Consider the following 18,900-nt stretch of genomic DNA (forward strand, 5'->3'; position numbering starts at 1 on the left):
TGCGTTCGAAGACGCGAAAGTTCGCACAAGTTCGGGGAACGCCTCGGACTAATTGCGGTGGTCGCGGATGACGGGTTCGTCGCGGTGGTCGCGGACGACCGGACCCGTGGGCTCGTCGCGGTGGTCGCGGATGACGGGTTCGTCGCGGTGGTCGCGGATGACGGGTTCGTCGCGGTGGTCGCGGATCACCGGCGGCTCTGCGACCGGCGGGTCGGCAACGGGTGGTTCTTCGACCGGCGGGTCGGCAACGGGTGGTTCTTCGACCGGCGAATCGGCAACGGGGGGTTCTTCGACCGGCGAATCGACAACGGGTGGCTCCGCGACCGGCGGATCGGCGACCGGCGGGGATGGGGGCGAACCGGGATCCGCGGGGGCCGGGCCGACGATCGTGCCCGGGTTCGCAGGGGCTGAGCCGGGGTTCGCGGCGCCGTCACCGGACGGGTCAGCCCCGACGGCTCCTCCCGCAGTCGCGCTACCGTCGGGCCCGACGGTAGCGGGAAAGTTGCCGGGGAATTGCGTCCGCGCGTCCGCGATGTCTCTGCCGGTCTGTGGTGCGCTTCCAGGGACGACCTGCACTGTGGTGCCCTGTTCCCGGCCGGGAAGCGGAATGCCGCTCAGATCGTCGTCCGCGAGGACGATGGCAGTCGTCGCGGCCAGGGAGATTGACAGCGCCGCGAGGGCGCCGATCGCGATGCGGGCGCCGGTGTTTCGAGCCATGAAGTGCCTCCAACAGGGGGTACGGGATGGGATGACAGGCCTTATCCTGCGGCCCCGACGGACGACGGGACAGGCACCCGAGGGTCACTGTCGCCCACCCCGATGGGGCGCCCCGATACCCCATCGGGATGGGCGACAGCGCCCCAGCGTTGGTTAACTCTTTGACATCCTGCGTGAATGTCCGCGTGCGGGTTTCCACTGAATAGGGGTTGAACACGTGATTGTGATCGGGAGCGAGGCCAACGAGCACATCGCGTTGTCGCTCGGGGCAAATGCCCGGCCCTGACGAGCTGTTCCGGCGTTCGCCAGGGTGCCGATCGCGATCCGGGTGGGGGTTCACCGGTGATCTGACCGCGGAACTGATCCTGAGCGAATTCGTCGCTTTCCGGGACGGGCTACAGCAGGTCTACGAGACCCTGGCTGGACAGCGACCCTCGCCGGCTCGATCACACTCGTAGTGCACCTGAGAGCCGCGGCACCAAGCCCCATCGGACCCGCCGACCTGCTATGGATGCCGTACCGGCAAGGCGCACGGTTGAGTTCAGCGTTAATGCGCGTCGCGGTGCGCCGGCTCCTGGACAACCCTGGCGACCTCGCGGGCGATCTAAAGATCGTTGCGCCGGTGCACGACCTGTGACCGCCACCGCCCACCGTCCGGGTCGATGTCGCCTCGACGACGAACTCCTCATGCACGTCGACGCCCTCGCCGACCGGCTCGGCTCGGACCGCCAGGAGCTGGTGTATCTGGCGGCCAAACGCATCCCCCGGTTCCGCGGCAACATCGAGAACTGGAGGCTCGACGAAATGTTCCGCGGCCCGAAAAACCGTAAGCACATGCTGGCCAAACCTGCCCGCCGCGAGAAGATCCGTCGTATGGACCGCGGCAGTGACACCTGACCTGCGAGAATGGACGGTGGGTCGGGCCCGCACCACCGGAGGACCCATGTCTCGGTTTCTGCGCCTCACCCTCGCCGCGGCGGCAACAGCGGCTGCAGCGATGTCCCTAACCGCAGCACCCGCACACGCAGCACCGCCCGTCCCGAGTGGATGCGCATGGCAGAGTTTCGTCATTGGCGGGCTGTCGACGTGTGCACCGAGTTCGGTGAAATCCCATCAGGTGGAGGTGTTGTGCCATCTGCTCGGAGGATTCCCCTATATGGACTTTTCCGTGTGGGGGCCGGCGGTGCCCACCTCCCTGCCGTCGATCGCGCTGTGCCCGCCGCTTCACGTTGGACTCGGCGGCACTGTGCACACCCGATAGCGCAGGCGCGGCTTCCCGCACCGCCCACGCTGCAAGTGACCTCGGGAAATGGCATTGCCCGCTTTACCGGCGTGAACGCGGTCAACCACACCGGTTGGCCTCGGCCACCATGAGCCGCAGAGTCAGATAAGCATGTGCGGCGACCGCTGCAGCCGCTGCGGCGGCTCCGGCGAAGAGGGTGGCGGCGAGCGAGGGTCAGACGAAAAGGGGGAATCCGCCACAGTTCGGTGACCCGGAGCTGCCGTCGGGCGGCGGCGGTCCATGACAGCCGACTGCTTCGGCGGTGTTCTCGATCTTGGATGGTGGTCGGGTCGCGTACCGGGTCGGGTGGTGCTTATGCTCGATTTCGGGAGTTTCGCCGAGCGAAGAGGTGTGTCAGCATGGCCCGAGACAGTGGCAACCGGCCGGTAGGTGGCCCGGAGTTGACGGTTGGTGTCCGGGTGCTGGTCCGCCGGAGTTCCGGGGTCGATCTCACCGGTGAGGTTGTCGAGGATTACGCGGCGGTGACTGATCCGGGCGGTGGTGGGCATGAGTGGGCGCCGGTGCATCGGTGGGCGGTCGCGCTCGACGACGGGCGGCTGGTCTTCGCCGACACCGAGGACCTGACCATCGATCCGGGCTCCTACCGTTCCGCCCCGAACCCGAACCCGGATTCGGCTGCGCGGACACCCGGCCGTCACCGGGGAGAATGATCGGCGGCAGCCGCTTCGTGGCCAGTTCTGGTCGGCGTCAAACATCGTGCACACGAATTGCGCTAGCAGTCAGTCGATTACATGAATCACGTGGATGAGGTCCTGAAGGGGACGTCGATCTCACCGCATGATCGGTCGGGGTATGCCTCAGTCGTGGCATAGCCGCACCGGATGTGTTTTGCGCTGTGGTGTTGTTCGGAACTGAGGCTTCCGGTTTACCGTGTCGGGTATGAGACGTGATGAGGCTCGCGTGGCTCGGGACTTCGCGGGGTGGTTATCGTCTCAGGGGTGGACGGTCCGCACCGATACGGATGTCGTCGACATCGTTGCCGACAAGGACGGACGCCGGCTCTATGTCGAGGTCAAGGGTGCGAGCTCCGCGCCGGGGTTGGATGTCGATACCGCCATCGGGCAGCTCGTGCGGCGGATGCCGAGCGAACCGGATCAGTCGGTGTCGTTTGCTCTGGTCGTGCGTGATGAGCCGCGATCGGTGGAAGCGGCGGTGCGGGCACCACAACGGATTCTCGATCTGTTGGGGATGGCGCTGTATGCCGTTGATGACAACGGTGGGGTGCGGCAGCTCTTTGGCCGCGTGTGAAGACCTTCCCCCGGAGCGTGAGCGGGGACGGTCGGCGGTGTGGAGATACCGTCGCCAGGTCCCGCGAGAGTGGGGTAGTGCAGTGATGGGGCGGTAGCTCGGTCGGTTAGAGCCGTGGACTCGTAATCGGTTGGTCGCGGGTTCGAGCCCCGCCCGCCCCACCTCGTGTCGCCTGCGAGGCCGCAGGGAGGTCCGTGGAGGGCGAATCAGGCCGTGGCGGCGGCGATCGAGGGTGTGCGATGCGGGCCAATCTGAGGGCGGCCGCGCTTCTCGGTCGGTCCGACCGTGTTCAGGCGCAGTCGCGGCAGAGTTGTTGCGCGGCGTCGGCGAGGCGGCTGCGGTGGTGGACGAGGAAGCAACTGGTGCAGGTGAATTCGTCCGGCTGCTTGGGGATGACGCGGACGGTGAGTTCTGGGTCTTCGGACCCGTCAGATGAGAGGGTCCGGTGCCGCGACATGCGCTCGGGGGCAGAATGTGCTGTGGACTCAACCGCTTCGGTCGGTGGGTGGTCGTGAGCGCGGTCCGGTTGCGTGGTGCGTGTCTCCCATTGTCGTTCTCTGGTAGGTGATATGACCTTCCGGGGTCGAGCCCAGTGGGTGGCCGGGACCCGTTCTGCGGCAGCAGGTGGGATTGGGTCCGCAGCCGGGTGTCCAGTCCTACCGGGCGTGCTACTCGCGACCCGTGGTCGCCCATGTCATTCGAACGAATGACACCGGAGCATCGGGGCGTGGGGATGCGCGTGTCGACAGCGCGGCACTGGACTGAATGGGCACTGCACGTCTCCAGCCAGAGCTGAGGAGCGAGCCGCACGGTTACCAATGTCGGCTTGAGTTTTTCACTGCCGACATGTACAACAAAATCTATATGCGCCGACATAGATAAATTCGTTGCGACGAGCCAGACCGTCAAGGAGAACCGATGACCGCACACCCTCCGCGCCCCGTTCCCCGCGACCGCGAGGTCCTCGTTCTCCGCGCCGACAGTGGCGGAGCCATCGCCGGGGGATTGATCGTCACACTGGCCCTCGGTGCGCTGACTCTCCTCTCGTCCCTACCCACCTGACCAGTGGTGACGCCACGCCCCGCCACCTGCACGCCGTCACGTTGCGCATGACCACCACGAAGGTTTGTGCGGGGCGACGACCGGTATCTGGACGTTTGTGCAGATCGCTGGTTGCTGCCGGTGTGCTAGAACTGATCACGCATCGTCAGTGACGTGGCTCACATTCACGTCACGGTCGGGATGGTTGTCGGCACACCGGCACGTTCCGGTCGATGCACGAGAGCAAAGGACACATCACATGATCGAGGACATTGCAGAATCACCCCCCACCCCGGTTCCGAGCCCGACGCGCCTTCTTTCCCGCCGGCGCCCCGACGGTCGCGAACTACTCGCCAGCGCGAAGGGCATCCTGATGGCCGCCCGCGGCTGCAGCGACGCCCAGGCATTCGACGAACTCCTCGACGTCTCCCGCCGTCATCACCTGACCGTCCTCGGTGCCGCCCGGAATTTGGTCGACCTCGCCGCCGGATCCCCGACCCGTCGGCGGACACCGGACGCCGTCCGGTTCGACGAATGGGAGCAACTACTCACCCAACTCCCACAGCGGCACGCCCACGCCAGCTGAAGCAAAGCGGGAACACACCGCAGCGGAATCAAAGGATGCGATCGACACCCTTCCGGAAACCGGTCAGGGCCAACCGATCTGGCTTGATTCAGTCCCTCGACACGGGGAGTGCGGTCGACGACGCCCGGCTCCGGCGTCCGCGGAAATGCTGACTCGGCACCGCCACCCAGCGGTCCGGCAACGGGGCGAAGTCGGTTCGGTGGTTCTACACTGAGTGCCACGGAGGTGTCCCGGTGGACAACCGTTCCGCTCGGTGGCCGTTGTGGGTGCTCGCGGCGGCGCCCCGGCGGTGGGGAGGGTGGCATTGACCTCACCGCCGCCGGTTTCCTCTCGGCGCCGCCATGCTGGCCGGTGCGCTCGGGGCCAACGCAGGGTCCATGATCCCGGCCGCGTGGCCAACCTGGTGCGCCATGGTCGGTGCCGATGTGTCCATACGGTCAGCGATCCGTGCGGCGCTCGCGCTTGCCCTCACTCGCTCTGATCGCCGCCGGAACTGGAGACCTCGTGCCATGCAACAACTTCTCGCCGACCACGAAGATATTGTCAACGTTGTGATGGTCATGGTTGTCGTAGCGCTCGCCGCTGCCGCGGTGTGGACGATCTTCCGTTGACCGGTCACGGTGCCGGGTCTGCTGGTGCAGCTCGAGTTCCACGCACGGTGGTCGTTGCTTCCCTGCGACCCCCACGCTGTGTCTCTTGCGTGTGCGATGGTTGCGGCGGGCGAGGTGGCCCACCAACCGGAGTGAGCGCCCAACGGTCACCGCAGCTGGTGGGCCCTACCACCCGAATCGCTGTGTGTCCGAACGAACTCGGGAGGTAGCGTCAGTAGAGTATCCGCCGACGTGGCCATCGAAACCCAGAGGGCTTATGTCTCGGAAACGGTGCTGTTCGGGTGTTCAGCCAGAACAGTGCGCCCCATTCGGTGCGGGCCGCGCGGGCGGCGGTGGGCTCGGGCAACTCGTTGCCGCTGGCGAGGGCGACCAGGGCCTCGGCGAGGGTGAAGACGGACAGCCGTGACGGCGGGCCGCATTCACTAGTTCGTCGAAAGCGTCTGCGGCCTCGATCCGGCGGATCCCGATGAGCACCCCCTCGGCGGTGTCGAGGGCGCGGGTACGAGCTCCCGGACCGCGGGGATTGGTTGTGGTCTGACTGTGCAATGCTGTCATCGACGACACCTCCGCCGAAATCTTGGGAATGGGTTCCTCTCGGTCGTGCCCGGTCGGGTCCGAACTCACACTTGTACGCCTCCACCAGCTGCTGGACCCGGCGACGGAATCGCTTACGATCTCTATCTTGACCAGCGCTGACGGAGTAGTTTCGACGTCACCGCGGACAGGTAGATGATCCGCGACGGAGAAAAGCGCTCACGAGGAAGCACGGCGCCGGCGTCGGCGAAGCCCCGACGTTAATGCATACGTGTTCGCGGTCGCGCGGGCACTAAAACGCCGACACGATCCGCCGATGGGACGAGGTCAGTTTCGATGCGGTGGTCGTGGTGTCGAGGCAGTTCCGGCACTACAGCGGACGCGACATCCTGATCGCGTGGAACCACTATTTCGGGTGGTCGTTGGGAATCGAGGGTCGCGCTGCGATCGTGTCCTGATCATTTCCGGGCTCGGGATCGGCCGTCGCCCGCAACCCGAGAACATCGCCGACCGAACTGACGAGCTCGTCGCCGACCTGCTGCACCGCGAATATCGAGCCCGGACAGTTTTCCGGTTCCCACTGTCGTCTACCGGCTCGGTACCGGCCCCGCCGCGCACGGGCCGTTCTGGCGGTGACGGACCGCCGGTTCCCGGTTGGGGGAGCGGTGCCTCGGCGAGGGCGGGATGCGCCGGCTGCGCACGGAAGTCGGGCGCTGGCGATTTGTCGGTGGCAGGGCCCGGACAGGAGAGGACGCCGGGGGCATGACGACGAGGCCGCGATCCGACCGTGGGTGCAGTCCGTACCCGTGGACATCGGTCCCCGGCGCCCACGGCGGCGGGGGTGGTCCTGGGCGACTGCGGCGAGCACCAGGATCCGGAAACCGCGGGCCTCGTCAGACAGTGAGACGGGCTCGGACCCGAGATCGGCGCCGGTGAGCAACTCGAACCCGCACGACACTTCGTTGTTGTCGGCTCCGAGCGGACGCGCAGCAGAGACCCGTACTCCCCGACCAGCGAGATCATCACCGAGTGGAATGGGGCGGTGCGCAGGCCACCCGCACGTCTGCGTGACCGCCGCCGGCAGGTTCCGTTCGCCGACCTCCTGCAGGCGCTGCCCCCCGATCCGGGACTGCGGCCGACCACAAGAATGTCGCTGGGGTGTGCGGGTCTACTCGTGGGGTTGGGGGTGTTCGGTGCCGATGGTGTCGTGTCCGAGTAGGGAGGCTTCCCGCAGGCTTTGGGCGAGGGTCTTTTTCAGGGTCGGGGTGGAGGGGGGACCGGCACATCCGGGGTCGGTGTTCGGGTAGGCGGGGATCTCGTCGAGAGCGGTGTCGAGGTGGGGGCCGGTGATTCCCCAGGGTGGCACCGGTGGGGCCGCCGGCGGCGTGGATGCCGGTGAGGAGGTGTTCGCCGAGGTGGTTGTGGTGGTGGGTGCGGGCCGCGTCGGAGGCGAGCACGACGACGTGGCGTGCTTGGTCGCTGAATTTGTCGAACACCGTTTGATCACTCCCTCGGCGAGTGCCCTGCGCGGGGGTGGAGAGCTGGCGCCCTTCCAGTCTCCGTGTGGGGGCGCTGAGCCTGCAACGATGAGTCGCCTCGGTGAGGATGGGTCGTCGCTCGGTTGCGGCCCCGGGTGATCTCGGAGCGCATGCAGGCGTGGGCCGCGCAGCGCGGGCTACGTGGAACAGCCCGGACCTGCGTCCACAGGTCCGGCGAATTTCGCACCGGGCCACACCGGGAGCTGCGCTTCCACATGGGGTAGCCGCGCCCCGCCGGGCTCTTGAAACGGTCCTCGCGGGCTGACCGGGTGCCGGACGTCTTGGTCCGTGCCGATGAGCGTTGCTTCCGTTGCGAGGCACCGGGTCCGGGGGTGACCGACCGGAAATCACGGCGGTGGTCTTCATGGGGGTGTCGGCGAGATTCGGGTCGGGCGTCGTTCGCTTTCGGACGGGGATCGGATTAGTCCTTGTTTGTTATGTGGGGCGGCTACCGTGGGGGTTTGTGGCAGCAGGTATTCCGGGGCCGTCGCCCAAGATGACGCCGAGCCCCGAGGTTGGGCTCGACTTCGCTCGGGAGTGGGTGGAGTTCCTCGATCCCGACGACGCCGAGCATCTCATCGCCGCGGACATGACGTGGCTGCTCTCGCACTGGACCTGCGTGTTCGGCACCCCGGCCTGCCAGGGCATCATCGCGGGTCGACCCGACGACGGTTGCTGCTCGCATGGCGCGTTCTTCTCGGACGAGGAGGATGTCGCGAGGTTGCACGAGTCGGTGAAGCTGCTCAGACCCGAGGACTGGCAGTTCATGAAGCAGGGTCTCGGGAAGAAGGGGTACATCGAGGAGGACGAGCTCGACGACGAGCCGGCGCTGCGGACCCGCCGATACAAGGGTGCATGCATCTTCCTCAACCGTCCCGGCTTCGAGGGTGGCATCGGGTGCGCACTGCACTCGATGGCACTCGAGCGCGGCATCGAGCCGCTCGAGGTCAAACCCGACGTGTGCTGGCAGCTGCCGATCCGGCGCACCCAGGAATGGGTGGAGCGACCCGACGGCGAGCAGGTCCTGAAGACGACGATCAGCGAGTACGACCGGCGCGGGTGGGGTGAGGGCGGCGCGGATCTGGACTGGTACTGCTCCGGCTCGCCGGACGCGCACGTCGGCGCTAAACCGGTGTGGCAGTCGTATGCGCCGGAGCTGACCGAGTTGCTCGGCAAGGCCGCGTATCGGGAGCTGGCTCGGCTCTGCAAGCGACGCCAAGGCCTCGGCCTGGTCGCCGTGCACCCGGCGACCGCGGTCGCCGAGAAGAAACCCCGGTAGCGGAGTGGCGGTCCCTGAACGTCGACCCCGGTGACAGAGTTATGGGCGTCTACGGCGCAAGAGTCGGGTATCGCTGCGATTCGCAGGCGGCAGCGTGGTTGCCAAGTAGGCTCTCCGATCCCGACTAGTGTCGGTGTTCGGTTAGGGGCCCTCGAATGTAGTGCCGTGAGATGGACGTGATCAGGGAGCAGCTTTGCGCCGGTGGCGCTGGCCCGGTCCTACGACGCCGACAGCACTCCAACTCGCAAACTCGCACACTCGCACCAGGGTGACACTGACGGCAGGTCCTCTGAGGATCACGGCTGAGAAGTCGCCGAGGCGCATCAGCTGGTGGCCCGACTGATCGCCAAGTCCCCGGAACTGCGCGGTATCAGGCGACCGTCCGGCCGGTGACCGGAATCGTGAATCAGGTGCGGCGGGGTGTCGATAGAGGTGCGATCACCGCCAGGTTCACGGTGGTCATGCTGGCGGGTAACCCGATCTGCGGCCGCTCGGCGGTCAGGGTCACCGTCCGTACCGGTGGCGGGACGGGCAGCCAATACAGCGGCTCGCTGCGGTAGGTGCAGATGCCGGTGGCGGTGGCCTGCAGATCCGGGCGGGGCAAGGTATGGGTCCGCGACCGCGAGGTCGGCGGTTCCGGCCCACACGTTCAGAGAGGACCACCGGGCCCGACGGGACCGCGAGGTCGGTCAGCGGCCGGGTCTGGTGCAGGGCGCGTCGTGCCGGTCGACCGGTCGCGGTCAGGGCCAGCTGCACCGGGAGCCCGGACGGGTACGCCGTGATCCGCACCAGTTCCAGGGTCAGGTGGGTGTGTGCGCTCAGCTGTCGGTGACCGTGCACCCGGTCACCGGCGCACGGCGGTGGGGCGGTCGAGGGCCAGCGTGGACTGCGCACGGAAGTGATGGTGCACCACCACCGGGAACCTGGCAAGAGCGGCGAGACGAACCAAAACGGTTGTACCGGTGAGTAACCGGCGATGGTCGGAGGGGCCGGGTTTTCGGGTCGCCTGCTGGAGGTGAGGGTGCTTATGCTCCAACCCCGGGTTCACCGAGCAAACGAGGTGCAGCAGATGGCCCACAGAAGCGGTAGCAGGCTGGTTCGCGGCCCGGAGTTGACGATCGGTGCCCGGGTGTTGGTCCGCAGGAGGGCTGAAGCGGACGTCACCGGTGAGGTCGTCGAGGACTTCGCGGTGCTGACCGAATCCGGGGGCACTGGTTACGAGTGGGCGCCGGCGCATCGGTGGGCGGTCGCGCTCGACGATGGTCGCCTGATCTTCGCCGACTCCGAGGACCTCACCATCGATCCCAGCTCCGGCCGCCCTGCGGAACCGGAGTTGGCGCCCAAGCCGGTCACATCCCCGGGGGAGTGAGAGGCGGACAGACAGGCCCGCGACCTGTTCAGGCGGACGATCGGTGGGTACTTCCGGTCGGACAGGATCGGCGGCGTCGTCGATCTCGGCGATGGTGGAGCGGGGCGAAAGGTCATGAACTTGGTCAACGGAACGGCACGGGCGGTGACCGGAGCGGGTGAGGCTGCGACGGCCACCCTCGGCGCGGTCGGTGGGGCCGCGGTCGGCGGTCTGGTCGGCAGCATGAAGGGTGCGGCCGTCGGGGCTGCGGAGGGTGCCCGGCGTGGAAGTCATTCGACGCCTGCGGCCGTGTTGACCATGGGTGCGGTCGCGGTGACCGGTGTGGTGCAGTGGCCGATCGTGGCCGCGGTCGGTGGGACGGCGCTGGTCCTCGATCAACTCAAACTCGGCACCAGACCGGATAAGCAAGGGACCGGCGAGCCGTCGACCGGACCCGGAACCGCGGCCGAAGCAAAGACTCCCACCCCTGCGGCGAAGCCGGTGCGGGGACGCCGGACGCCGGCGAAGACACCGCCCTCGTCGACACCGTGACGGTGGGCCCGACGCGGACGTCGCCGGCCTACCTACCTCCACTGCTACGGAATGTCGGACACGGTGGCGCCGCCGGGCACCGTGGTTGCGGTGCTCGACGGCGCGACCGTGGGGTCTAAATGTTGTTCGCCGTCCGCGGGGTGTGGTTGCGGGCCTCGATGGCCGCGACGGTCTTGTCGAACGCCTTTCCCAGGACGCGGCTGCCGAAGACGCCGAGCACGGCCCCGAGCGCTCGTCCTTTGAGGTTCTTGCCGTCGCGGACCACGACGGCGTCGACGTCGGTGGTCCCGTCGGGGCGCGGGGTGAGGGTGTAGGTGTGGCCGGAGTTGCCGCCCCACAGGTTGGAGTCGGTGGTCGTCATGACGATGCGGTGGGGGTCGGTCCAGTCGTAGCGCAGGCGTTCCCAGGCCCCGCCCGAGCCCTCGGTGACGTCGGCCTGAGTGGTGCCGAGTTCGTGTACCTGGAGGTAGTTGTCGGCGCTGTTGCCGAAGACCGCCTCGCGGCCGGGCCCGAAGTCGGTGAGTGCGTCGAGGAATTGTTCGGGTGTCGCGGTGGTGGTCTGGTGCAGGTGGATCGTGGACATGACGTTCTCCTTGGTGGGTGGTGCAGGGGTGACGGGTTGATCGGTGGGTGGTGTCGAGGGCGGTTAGCGGGGCGGCTCCGTCCCCGCCTGTTCGGCGACCATGTAGGCGGCGTACCAGTGGGGCCAGTTCGGGTCCGCTGAACCGGTGCGCTTCTCGTGTTCGCCGTGGGCGATCGCTGCGCGAATCAGCGCACCGGTCAGGTCGACGGTTCTGCCGAATGTTGTTGCCGTGCTGGTGTTCGTCTCGGTGGTGCGGGTGTCGATGGTGCTCATGGTTGCCTTCTCGCCGGTTTCTCAAACAGTGGTGACGTCGGATGTCAGGCCGTCAGGCCCTGATGGGGGAGCAGCTGGTCGCCGCTGGCACCCCCGGGATAGGCGGCTGCTACAGCTGGGAGCTGCCGCTGTTCCAGCCGGCCAGAATCTCGTCGAGGACGATGGTTTCGGCGCGACGGTCCTGCCGCTGGTCACGTTGGCGGTCGTGCTGGCGTTGCTGCTGGATGTCGTTGTCGCGGTCGAGCGGGCTGTCGTGGGTGACGGCTGCGGCGACGGGTTGCGCGGCGTTCGAGGGTGCGGTGGTGGCGGCGGCGGCGGCCACTGGGACGAGGCCGAGTGCGACGGTCGCGGCGGCGACGGCAGCCAGTCGCTTCCAGGAGGAGGTGCTGGTGGCGGAGCGGGTGATCGGGTGAAGCTGTGTGGCGATCATGGTGGGTGGTCCTCATTCGAGTGCCGCGGGCCCAGCGTCTGCGGCTACTCGAACGGTGTCGGGGAGGGCCGGAAGCGTTACACCAGCCAACCTCAGATCTGTGTGACGTGTGTCACTACCGGTGTTACCGCCGTGGATGGTGACGGACCTCGCTGCGGGTCACCGCGCTGCTGACGTGACGGCATCCCGGGGTCAGCAGCATCGTCGATAGGACCGACAGGGCGACGGTAACGGGGTAGGTCCCGACCTCGCGAAGTCCGTCAGGTCCGTGAATCGCTGCTGGAACGGCAACGTCAGCAGGTACCCGGTGAGCAGTTGCACGCCGGTCCGCACGACGGGGAGTTCCTGGAGCAGCGCCGCCCAGTTTCGGTCGAGTCGTTGGGTTTCCGCCTCGTGGCGGGCGCGATAGTTCCACTCGTCGTCGTCCCGCGCCCGATCGTCACTGCCGTCCGACATCTCCCACCCGCTGTTCTCGGTATGGATCGGTCACCCGTGGCTGGGACGCGAGGTGCCGCGATCAGGATGGGCCTGGATCGAGGTACTTGCCGCCCGGCCGGTACTGGACACTGCCCACCTGGTGTTCCCGAAATGTCCGTTTCTCACATCCCTGTCCGGGCGGCCTCCGTGCCGAGGCGCGAGATCTGCCCGGCTGAATGGCCCGCCCGCGACCCCCCGACGGTGATGCACCGTCGTCGGCTCCGGGCATGGGCGGGCGCGGGTCGGGCGACGCCCGGTACCGGAGTGTGTCGGTCCGCAAACGACGGGCCACCGCATCCTCGCCGGTGCGCACTGCGGAACGCGGATCAGGTGGCGAGCCGGGCGGCGTCGTCGCGGGCACGGCGGGCGGCCTGCAGCTCGAGCCCGTAGAGCAGCCCGAAGGTGAATCCGTTCTCGCCGTCGGTGCTCCCGGCGCGGGCACCGAGGTCGCGGAGGGTGCCCAGGGCCACCACGCTGTCCTGGTGCTCCCCGAGAACCTTCTGGATCTTCTTGTATTCGGCGATCCTCTTCTTGCTCGTCTTCTTCCCGACCAGCCCGCGGGTGAGCTCGGCGGCGTAGCGGGCCCGCTACGCGGCCTTCCGGGCGCGGTGCAGGGCCTCGTCGTCGCCGTCCTCGACGGCGGCAACCAACCTCTTGTCGGCCTTGCGGCGGGCCTTGCGGGCGGCCTTCTTCAGCACCCGGGCCCCGGCGGTGGCGTCCTCGGTCAGCGGCGGTGCGGTGCGCCACCGCGCCAGCGCGGCGAGCACCGCCCGGTACCGGTCGCTGTCGACGGTTTCCATGACCTCGGCCCGGTATCGGAGTTGCTCGGCGAGCAGGTCGTTCTCGATCCGGGCGGCGACCGGACCGAGTACCAGCTCGTCGGGTAGGTCGGTGACCGCGGCGGCGAACCGGGCACGCTGAACCTGCCGGTCCCGGACCTCACCGAGCACCCCCGCGTACCAGGACAGTTCCTCGTCGAGCCGGGTCCGGGCGGCGGGGTCCAGCACCTTCTTGAACACCCGCAGGGTGCTGCGGAACCGCCGGATCCCGACCCGGGTGGCGTGGATCGGGTCCAACCCGCGGCGCAGCCACACGTCGCCGCCGACGATCGCCTGCACCTGGGTGTCGAGGTAGCCGGTCAACAGCTCGCGAACCACCTCCGCGCCGGAGTCGTCGTCGACGGTGCCCGGACCGTTCGGGTTCAGTGCCCGGGACAGTTTCGACGGATACCGGGACGGGCGGGCGTCTTCCCGGGTCAACCGTTCACCGATCGCCTCGAGCAGCTTCCCGTCGCCTCTCTCGCCCAGTTCGACCTCCACCTCGCGCCACTCGCTGGCGACCGCGCCGTCCCCGGCCGCCGCGGCGGCCGCGGTGGCCCGGACCGTGTCGTCGGCGACCTCGGTGAGCAGGTTTCCGTCCGGGTCGAGCATCCGGCGGCGGAGCCGGACGGTCGAGATCGACGTCACCGGGTGCACCGGTTTGCCCAGGGCCACCCCCGAGACCAGGGCGGCCAGCTCATCGGGCATCGAGTCGTCCGCGGTGAGCGGAAATCGGATTTCGGTGCGTGCCTTGCGGTCGGGGACCTTCAGCTGCCAGCCTTCGTCGGTGTCCCCGGATCGGCGCCGCAACGTGACGTGCTGGCGGAGCAGGTCTCGGTCCGCGGTGTCGAAGTATTGGTTGTCGAGGGTGACGGTGTCTTCGTCGACCCGGCCGCCCGGTGGGACGAGGTCGTCCAGGTTCGGTACCGCGAAGTCGGCGCCGACGTCGTACTTGTCTTCCCGTTCTTGCTGCGCCGTGCTCATGAATCCAGACTGCCCGCCAGGCCCGTCGAATAATCAGGACCACGTTGACCGAGGACCCGCTGCGGTGCTGCGCTGGCCCTGGGCGGGGCGTCAACTGTCGCCCACCCCGAGCGTCCTACTCGTGGGACCGGGTTGCGCCGGAAATGGTGTGTCACCCGCTTTTCGTTTTTGCCGACGCGGGAATCGACCGATGGTGCGGACGCGGGTTGAACATGCTCGGTCGGCGGTGCTAACAACGGTTGAACAGTGGCCCGGCCCGGGCTGCCGTCGGCCTCGGCGGGGTACGCGGCCAGGGTGCAACCGTCCATGCCATCAACTCCGAAGGGGCACACCCGCATGAGCACACCCGACACGACCACCCTGCTTGCCCAGCTGCGCACGGTCCTCGATCTCACCCACACCGAAATCCAGGTCGCCGAAACCCGCGTCGTCCAGGCCCGCACCGACGCGGTACGCCGAGAACTGTCGGAGAACGCCGCCAACGGCCGCTCCCGGGCCGAGGCCATCGACGCCGCAATCCGCCAACTCGGCGGTGTCCCCGAGCTGATCGGCCCGTTCCTCGGCCGCGCCGCCGCCGTGGTCAAGGCCCTGACCGAGCAGGCCCAACCATTCGACGAAGCGCTGTTCGGCGATCTGGCCCTCGAACACCAGCTCCTCGACCGTGCCCGCTACATCAAGGCCCTCGCCGTCGCCGCCGGGGAGAGCGACATCGAAAACCTTGCGTCCCGGTTGATCGCCGCCCACTCCGCCACCGTGGATTGGTTGACCACCGTGCTCGCCGAGGACGCCCTCGGTGGCCCCGCCGCGCTGCGCCGCACCCCGTTGCAGGCCGCCGCCGGCGCCGCGGTGCGGCTGGTCCAGGGACCCGTCACCTGGTCCGCACGCGGCCTGGACCGCGCCCTCGACACCGTCCGCACCACCCCACCCGCCCTGAACGAGCTCCTCAGCCGCGGCGCCCGGGCGGGGGACGTCGCGGTCAAGACCCTGACCGCCTCCCGCGACGCGGCCCTCGAGACCGCCGAACAGGTCACCCGCCGGGAGGGCGCCGGTGGTGTCGCCGGGGTCATCCACTCCGCCCGCACCGCCACCGGTGTCCTCGAGCCCGGGGAGCTGCCGATCGACGACTACGACGAACTCAACGTCACGAAGGCGGCCGCCGCGATCCAGGACCTCACCGAGCCGGGCGACGTGCGGGCGATCGTGGCGTACGAGGAGGCGCACAAGAACCGGCACAGCGTCGTCTCCGCCGCCCAGACCAGGCTGGCCGCCATCGCGCAGGAGGTGGTCGGCATCGACTAGGCGACGCCACCACTCAGCGGGAATCCCCGCACACCCGGTGTGCGGGGATTCCCGCGTGTCGGCGGGCCGGGCCCGCACTCGGTTCCGGCGCCGCGACGTGACGGATTGACGGGGCGACCGGGGGCGCGCAGGCTTTGGGTATGAACTCCGCGGAGGAAGAACGCCAGCTTTCGCAGGTCACCGTACGGTTGCTGAACAAGTTCCCGGCCGCGTCGCGGGAGATGGTCGGGACCGCGGTAGGGGAGGCGGTCGCCTACTTCGTCGGATGCCCGATTCGGGATTTCGTACCGTTGCTCGTCGAGCGTGCGGCGACCGCGAAGCTCGGCGCGTTGCTCGACGCATGACTTTCGACGCGGTGGCGCGGCACCAATGTGGCGGAGGCGCGATCTTCCCTTGGCCAACTCGCCGAATGCGCTGGGGTGGCCACTGCCTCGCCACCGGTTGCGCGCCGAGCTGTATGAATTGCACTGGCCACGAAGGCGCTCGTCGCCGTGCGCACGTGTGCAGATATGTGCGGCCCGCTCGACGCGACTCGCGCGGAAGGGGCCGCCGGATTTGCCCCGACGGCCCTCCGCAACCCGGCACCCGGCCGTGCGGCCACCTCATACCTAGTTGAGTTTCTGCGGCACACCGTATGTCATGACGGTGTCACCGTTTTCGGTGACGGCCTTCGCGTATGGCCGGATGGTGACGGCTCCGATGGCGCCGGAGATGGACCCGTGAACGCCCTGCATCCGCACCAGCGCCTCGGGTCCGTCGAACTCCTGATCCTCGAGCAGCGGGATCTCGGTGATACCGCCCGGCTCCAGGTCGATGTCCAGCTCCTGCGACGGGATGATGTCACCGGCCAGCTCGGCGTTGGTTCCGGCGCTCAGATCGAGGGTGAAGTCGGGGACGAGCCCCAGGTCGATGCCGGTGTCCGACCCGATCGCGAATCCGAGGCCGGGCGAATTGAGGACGATGGTCGCGCCGGCCAGCGCGATCGGGTAGCCGATCTGGTAGCCGACGGTGAGCTTGGTGCCCTCGAAGTCGGCGGCGTCGGGGCCGCTGATGTTCACCGCGGCGTAGCCGTTGTGGAAGAATTCGACGCTGGTCGGTACGCCGTCGAGTGGCGGGACGGCATGGTACTGGGTGTCGCCCTGCAGGACCTCGATGCGGTTGCCGTCCGCGTCGATGACGGAGCTGGAGTTGTCGACTCCTGCCGAGGCGGTGCCGTCACCCATCACCATGGCAAGTACGGCGATACCTAAGACCGCCGCCAGGCGGGTGAAGGGTTTGTATCCGGGTCGAGCTGTGCTGATGTTCGTCATGCGAATCCCCATTCGGTCCGTACTGCAACCGAAACGAAAAAGCATGCAGAGCTTAACCATTCGGGTCGGATGATGTCCTTGTGTTGATCAGATCTTCACGTGAGCTTCGTGTGTATCTTCGACGACCGGCTCCCGCTCGGCATCCGGGTGAGTTGCTCGGGGCTCCGTTGAGGTCGCACGGCCCGCCCGCGATCGTGGACCCGGTGCGCGGCCGGCCGACTGACCGGCGAGGTGGTGCAGATGGTTGGCGACGCCATCGTGATCGACGATCGTCGAGGCGGTGCGCGGGAGGTGGCCACCGAGTGCGGCGGCGCTGCGCGTGCGGGACTGGACCGGCGATGACGTGCTCGCCGACCAGCTCGACGCCGCGTTGGGGACGTCCCCGACACCGTTGCTCCGGCCACTTGCGGGCGACCTCGACAAACTCACATCGGTGCTCGAGGGAGACCCCGTCGACGGGGGCGACCGGATCGATTTGAAGACGCCGACACGTGGCCGGCGATGATCGCGGACGCCCCGACCGCTGGCTGTCCGTGCACTGCGCCCGATCGCGGGCGAGTCACCGTGACATGGCGTCGTTCATTGACTGGTCACCAACTCGGCTCCTGCGCCGTGACCTGGCCCGATCCGTCGGCACCGCGCGCCGGCGCGGCTGGCCCGCCCATCCCACACACGGAGCAGCGATGTAGGACAGCCGTCGGTGCCGACCTGCGCGACACCGGGGCGGGTGATGGGACTTCACAGCATCGCGTTCAGTGCCGTTCGCGCAGTTCGCTTTGCGGGATTTGCACGTCAGACCGAGGTTGTCATCGACTGCCCCAACCGCGGGAGCCCACTTCACCTCGGGAACCACCGACAGACCGGCACGTCCTTTCCGCAGTCGGACGCGACGCTTCGACCAGCGCCCGCACTTCCCGAACCGGATAATTACCTCTCCGAGACCCCTCTACCCCTGCCTACCCGGCAGCGGGGAACCTACCGTGAACGTCGCCCCGAACGGATCGGTGACATCCGCGGTCCGCCCGTACGGCATGTCCGTCGGGTCCTGCGCGGTGCCCCCGTTGGCCCGGGCGGCGGCAACGGCGGCGTTCGCATCGGCAACCTGGAAGAGCGTGCCCCAGGAGGACTCCGAGGCGGCCGGGTCGCCCACGATGCCACCGATCTCGTGCCCATCCGGTCTGCGCAGGAAGGTGAAGTCCACTCCGGGCAGGTCGTCGTTCCCGTCCAGCGTGAAGTCGAAGACCGCCGCGTAGAAGTCCCGCGCCGGGCCGGGATTCGGGGTCACCAAGTCGTTGCGCAACAACGTGTTCGGCTCGTTCACGAGCTCGCAGCCGACGTGCGCCCGCCCCTGCCACAGGCCGAACTGCGCACCGGACGGATCCCGCACCATCGCCATCCGACCCTGCTCGGCGATGTCCATGGGCTCCATCAGCACCGTGCCGCCCGCGTCTGCGGACCGAGCGACCGTCGCATCGAGATCGTCGGTCGCCAGGTAGACGTTCCACCAGAACTCGGTGGCGTTCTCGTCGGGATTCGGCATCAGCGCGGCAACCTTCCTGCCGCCGAGCAGACACATCGTGTACCGCCCGTACTCCTCGGGCCCCACGTCGAACTCCCAGCCGAAGACCGCCCCGTAGAAGGTCATCGCCCGGTCGAGGTCGGGAATGCCCAGGTCGATCCAGGTGGGGGTGCCGAGTGGTTGATTCGTCGTGACCGCGCTCATCGCTGCTCCTCAGCTGCCGGGTACCCACTCGACGCTAGCCTGCGGCACCGACATTCGACGGCGGAGCCACGGGATTCGCTGTCCGCTCCGCCGAACCCACTCTGCAATCGACAGGACGGAGTCCTGAAGGTGCAGGGCGGCCGATGCCCGGTAGTCACCTCGCCGAGGCGTCCTTCCGGGTCACCGACAGCGGGTATCGGGCAATCAGTGGGCCGGCCATCCGACGCGCCTCGAACGGTTGCTCCT

General features: G+C 68.1%; 21 protein-coding genes, 1 tRNA gene and 2 pseudogenes. 12 read left to right on the forward strand and 12 right to left on the reverse strand.

From position 1 onward, the window contains the following. Nucleotides 1–48: 48 nt before the first annotated feature. Nucleotides 49–717 carry a hypothetical protein gene (locus ACLIVD_RS16345; RefSeq protein WP_491932698.1) on the reverse strand — a complete coding sequence of 223 codons (669 nt, stop codon included), beginning with the start codon at nucleotides 715–717 and terminating at the stop codon, nucleotides 49–51. A gap of 687 nt (nucleotides 718–1,404) precedes the next feature. Between ACLIVD_RS16345 and ACLIVD_RS16350 the strand changes: the two genes are divergently transcribed. The 4 genes from ACLIVD_RS16350 (at nucleotide 1,405) to ACLIVD_RS16365 (ending at nucleotide 3,429) form a co-directional block, all read left to right on the forward strand. Continuing rightward, entirely contained in the window at nucleotides 1,405–1,614 is a 210-nt protein-coding gene (locus tag ACLIVD_RS16350; RefSeq protein ID WP_491932699.1) for a hypothetical protein, read from the forward strand. Nucleotides 1,615–2,358: 744 nt separating this feature from the next. Further along, a complete protein-coding gene (locus tag ACLIVD_RS16355; RefSeq protein WP_283354072.1) occupies nucleotides 2,359–2,670 on the forward strand; it encodes a hypothetical protein in 312 nt (103 codons plus the stop codon). Between the two features lie 250 nt (nucleotides 2,671–2,920). Then, on the forward strand, nucleotides 2,921–3,268 hold the full coding sequence (locus ACLIVD_RS16360; RefSeq protein ID WP_283331847.1) for a hypothetical protein: 348 nt from the start codon (nucleotides 2,921–2,923) through the stop codon (nucleotides 3,266–3,268). Between the two features lie 87 nt (nucleotides 3,269–3,355). Further along, nucleotides 3,356–3,429 (forward strand) — tRNA-Thr (locus ACLIVD_RS16365). A 128-nt stretch (nucleotides 3,430–3,557) separates the two neighbouring features. On the opposite strand, the gene ACLIVD_RS16370 is transcribed toward ACLIVD_RS16365, so the two are convergent. Continuing rightward, nucleotides 3,558–3,839 (reverse strand): DUF4193 family protein, encoded by a 282-nt coding sequence (locus ACLIVD_RS16370; protein ID WP_491932888.1) that lies wholly within the window; start codon nucleotides 3,837–3,839, stop codon nucleotides 3,558–3,560. A 347-nt stretch (nucleotides 3,840–4,186) separates the two neighbouring features. Here ACLIVD_RS16370 and ACLIVD_RS16375 point away from each other — a divergent pair, with 347 nt between their 5' ends. Both ACLIVD_RS16375 and ACLIVD_RS16380 read left to right on the forward strand, forming a co-directional pair. After that, nucleotides 4,187–4,330, forward strand: a complete 144-nt coding sequence (locus tag ACLIVD_RS16375) for a hypothetical protein (protein WP_491932700.1) — start codon at nucleotides 4,187–4,189, stop codon at nucleotides 4,328–4,330. A 238-nt stretch (nucleotides 4,331–4,568) separates the two neighbouring features. Beyond that, nucleotides 4,569–4,895: an ANTAR domain-containing protein gene (locus tag ACLIVD_RS16380; protein ID WP_491932701.1), complete on the forward strand. Its 327-nt coding sequence runs from the start codon at nucleotides 4,569–4,571 to the stop codon at nucleotides 4,893–4,895. Nucleotides 4,896–5,332: 437 nt separating this feature from the next. Here ACLIVD_RS16380 and ACLIVD_RS16385 read toward each other — a convergent pair whose 3' ends face one another. Together ACLIVD_RS16385 and ACLIVD_RS16390 are read right to left on the reverse strand one after the other, a co-directional pair. Next, nucleotides 5,333–5,548, reverse strand: coding sequence for a hypothetical protein (locus ACLIVD_RS16385; protein WP_491932703.1), 216 nt, complete (start codon nucleotides 5,546–5,548; stop codon nucleotides 5,333–5,335). A 1,660-nt stretch (nucleotides 5,549–7,208) separates the two neighbouring features. Then, nucleotides 7,209–7,406, reverse strand: coding sequence for a hypothetical protein (locus ACLIVD_RS16390; RefSeq protein WP_283354073.1), 198 nt, complete (start codon nucleotides 7,404–7,406; stop codon nucleotides 7,209–7,211). A 668-nt stretch (nucleotides 7,407–8,074) separates the two neighbouring features. On the opposite strand from ACLIVD_RS16390, the gene ACLIVD_RS16395 reads away from it, so the two are divergent. Beyond that, nucleotides 8,075–8,857, forward strand: coding sequence for a DUF3109 family protein (locus ACLIVD_RS16395; protein ID WP_491932889.1), 783 nt, complete (start codon nucleotides 8,075–8,077; stop codon nucleotides 8,855–8,857). Between the two features lie 406 nt (nucleotides 8,858–9,263). Here ACLIVD_RS16395 and ACLIVD_RS16400 read toward each other — a convergent pair whose 3' ends face one another. Continuing rightward, nucleotides 9,264–9,461 carry a hypothetical protein gene (locus ACLIVD_RS16400; protein ID WP_280783789.1) on the reverse strand — a complete coding sequence of 66 codons (198 nt, stop codon included), beginning with the start codon at nucleotides 9,459–9,461 and terminating at the stop codon, nucleotides 9,264–9,266. Between the two features lie 465 nt (nucleotides 9,462–9,926). Here ACLIVD_RS16400 and ACLIVD_RS16405 point away from each other — a divergent pair, with 465 nt between their 5' ends. Beyond that, nucleotides 9,927–10,226, forward strand: coding sequence for a hypothetical protein (locus ACLIVD_RS16405; protein WP_283331844.1), 300 nt, complete (start codon nucleotides 9,927–9,929; stop codon nucleotides 10,224–10,226). Between the two features lie 114 nt (nucleotides 10,227–10,340). Next, complete coding sequence (locus ACLIVD_RS16410) at nucleotides 10,341–10,757, forward strand: hypothetical protein (protein ID WP_283331843.1); 417 nt, start codon at nucleotides 10,341–10,343, stop codon at nucleotides 10,755–10,757. 115 nt (nucleotides 10,758–10,872) lie between these two features. On the opposite strand, the gene ACLIVD_RS16415 is transcribed toward ACLIVD_RS16410, so the two are convergent. The 5 genes and pseudogenes from ACLIVD_RS16415 to ACLIVD_RS16435 all read right to left on the reverse strand — a co-directional run bounded on the left by ACLIVD_RS16415 (nucleotide 10,873) and on the right by ACLIVD_RS16435 (nucleotide 14,322). Further along, entirely contained in the window at nucleotides 10,873–11,340 is a 468-nt protein-coding gene (locus ACLIVD_RS16415; RefSeq protein ID WP_280783787.1) for an SRPBCC family protein, read from the reverse strand. 63 nt (nucleotides 11,341–11,403) lie between these two features. Next, nucleotides 11,404–11,613 carry a glyoxalase gene (locus ACLIVD_RS16420; RefSeq protein WP_283331842.1) on the reverse strand — a complete coding sequence of 70 codons (210 nt, stop codon included), beginning with the start codon at nucleotides 11,611–11,613 and terminating at the stop codon, nucleotides 11,404–11,406. Between the two features lie 109 nt (nucleotides 11,614–11,722). Then, the gene (locus tag ACLIVD_RS16425) at nucleotides 11,723–12,043 is read right to left on the reverse strand and encodes a hypothetical protein (protein WP_283331841.1); all 321 of its coding nucleotides are present in this window, start codon (nucleotides 12,041–12,043) and stop codon (nucleotides 11,723–11,725) included. Nucleotides 12,044–12,236: 193 nt separating this feature from the next. Next, nucleotides 12,237–12,499: pseudogene (locus tag ACLIVD_RS16430) on the reverse strand (DUF6328 family protein); the annotation flags it as partial. Nucleotides 12,500–12,846: 347 nt separating this feature from the next. Next, nucleotides 12,847–14,322 (reverse strand): annotated as a pseudogene (locus ACLIVD_RS16435) (CYTH and CHAD domain-containing protein). Nucleotides 14,323–14,658: 336 nt separating this feature from the next. On the opposite strand from ACLIVD_RS16435, the gene ACLIVD_RS16440 reads away from it, so the two are divergent. Continuing rightward, a complete protein-coding gene (locus tag ACLIVD_RS16440; protein WP_283331840.1) occupies nucleotides 14,659–15,621 on the forward strand; it encodes a DUF8129 domain-containing protein in 963 nt (320 codons plus the stop codon). Nucleotides 15,622–15,761: 140 nt separating this feature from the next. Continuing rightward, complete coding sequence (locus tag ACLIVD_RS16445; RefSeq protein ID WP_280783782.1) at nucleotides 15,762–15,965, forward strand: three-helix bundle dimerization domain-containing protein; 204 nt, start codon at nucleotides 15,762–15,764, stop codon at nucleotides 15,963–15,965. Nucleotides 15,966–16,229: 264 nt separating this feature from the next. On the opposite strand, the gene ACLIVD_RS16450 is transcribed toward ACLIVD_RS16445, so the two are convergent. Further along, on the reverse strand, nucleotides 16,230–16,931 hold the full coding sequence (locus ACLIVD_RS16450) for an MspA family porin (protein WP_283331839.1): 702 nt from the start codon (nucleotides 16,929–16,931) through the stop codon (nucleotides 16,230–16,232). 280 nt (nucleotides 16,932–17,211) lie between these two features. Here ACLIVD_RS16450 and ACLIVD_RS16455 point away from each other — a divergent pair, with 280 nt between their 5' ends. Then, a complete protein-coding gene (locus ACLIVD_RS16455; RefSeq protein WP_283331838.1) occupies nucleotides 17,212–17,436 on the forward strand; it encodes a hypothetical protein in 225 nt (74 codons plus the stop codon). A gap of 441 nt (nucleotides 17,437–17,877) precedes the next feature. Here the strand turns inward: ACLIVD_RS16455 and ACLIVD_RS16460 are convergent, their stop codons facing one another. Next, nucleotides 17,878–18,654: a VOC family protein gene (locus ACLIVD_RS16460; RefSeq protein ID WP_283331837.1), complete on the reverse strand. Its 777-nt coding sequence runs from the start codon at nucleotides 18,652–18,654 to the stop codon at nucleotides 17,878–17,880. Nucleotides 18,655–18,900 lie beyond the last annotated feature (246 nt).

It is taken from the genome of Rhodococcus sp. G6(2025) (assembly GCF_058628105.1).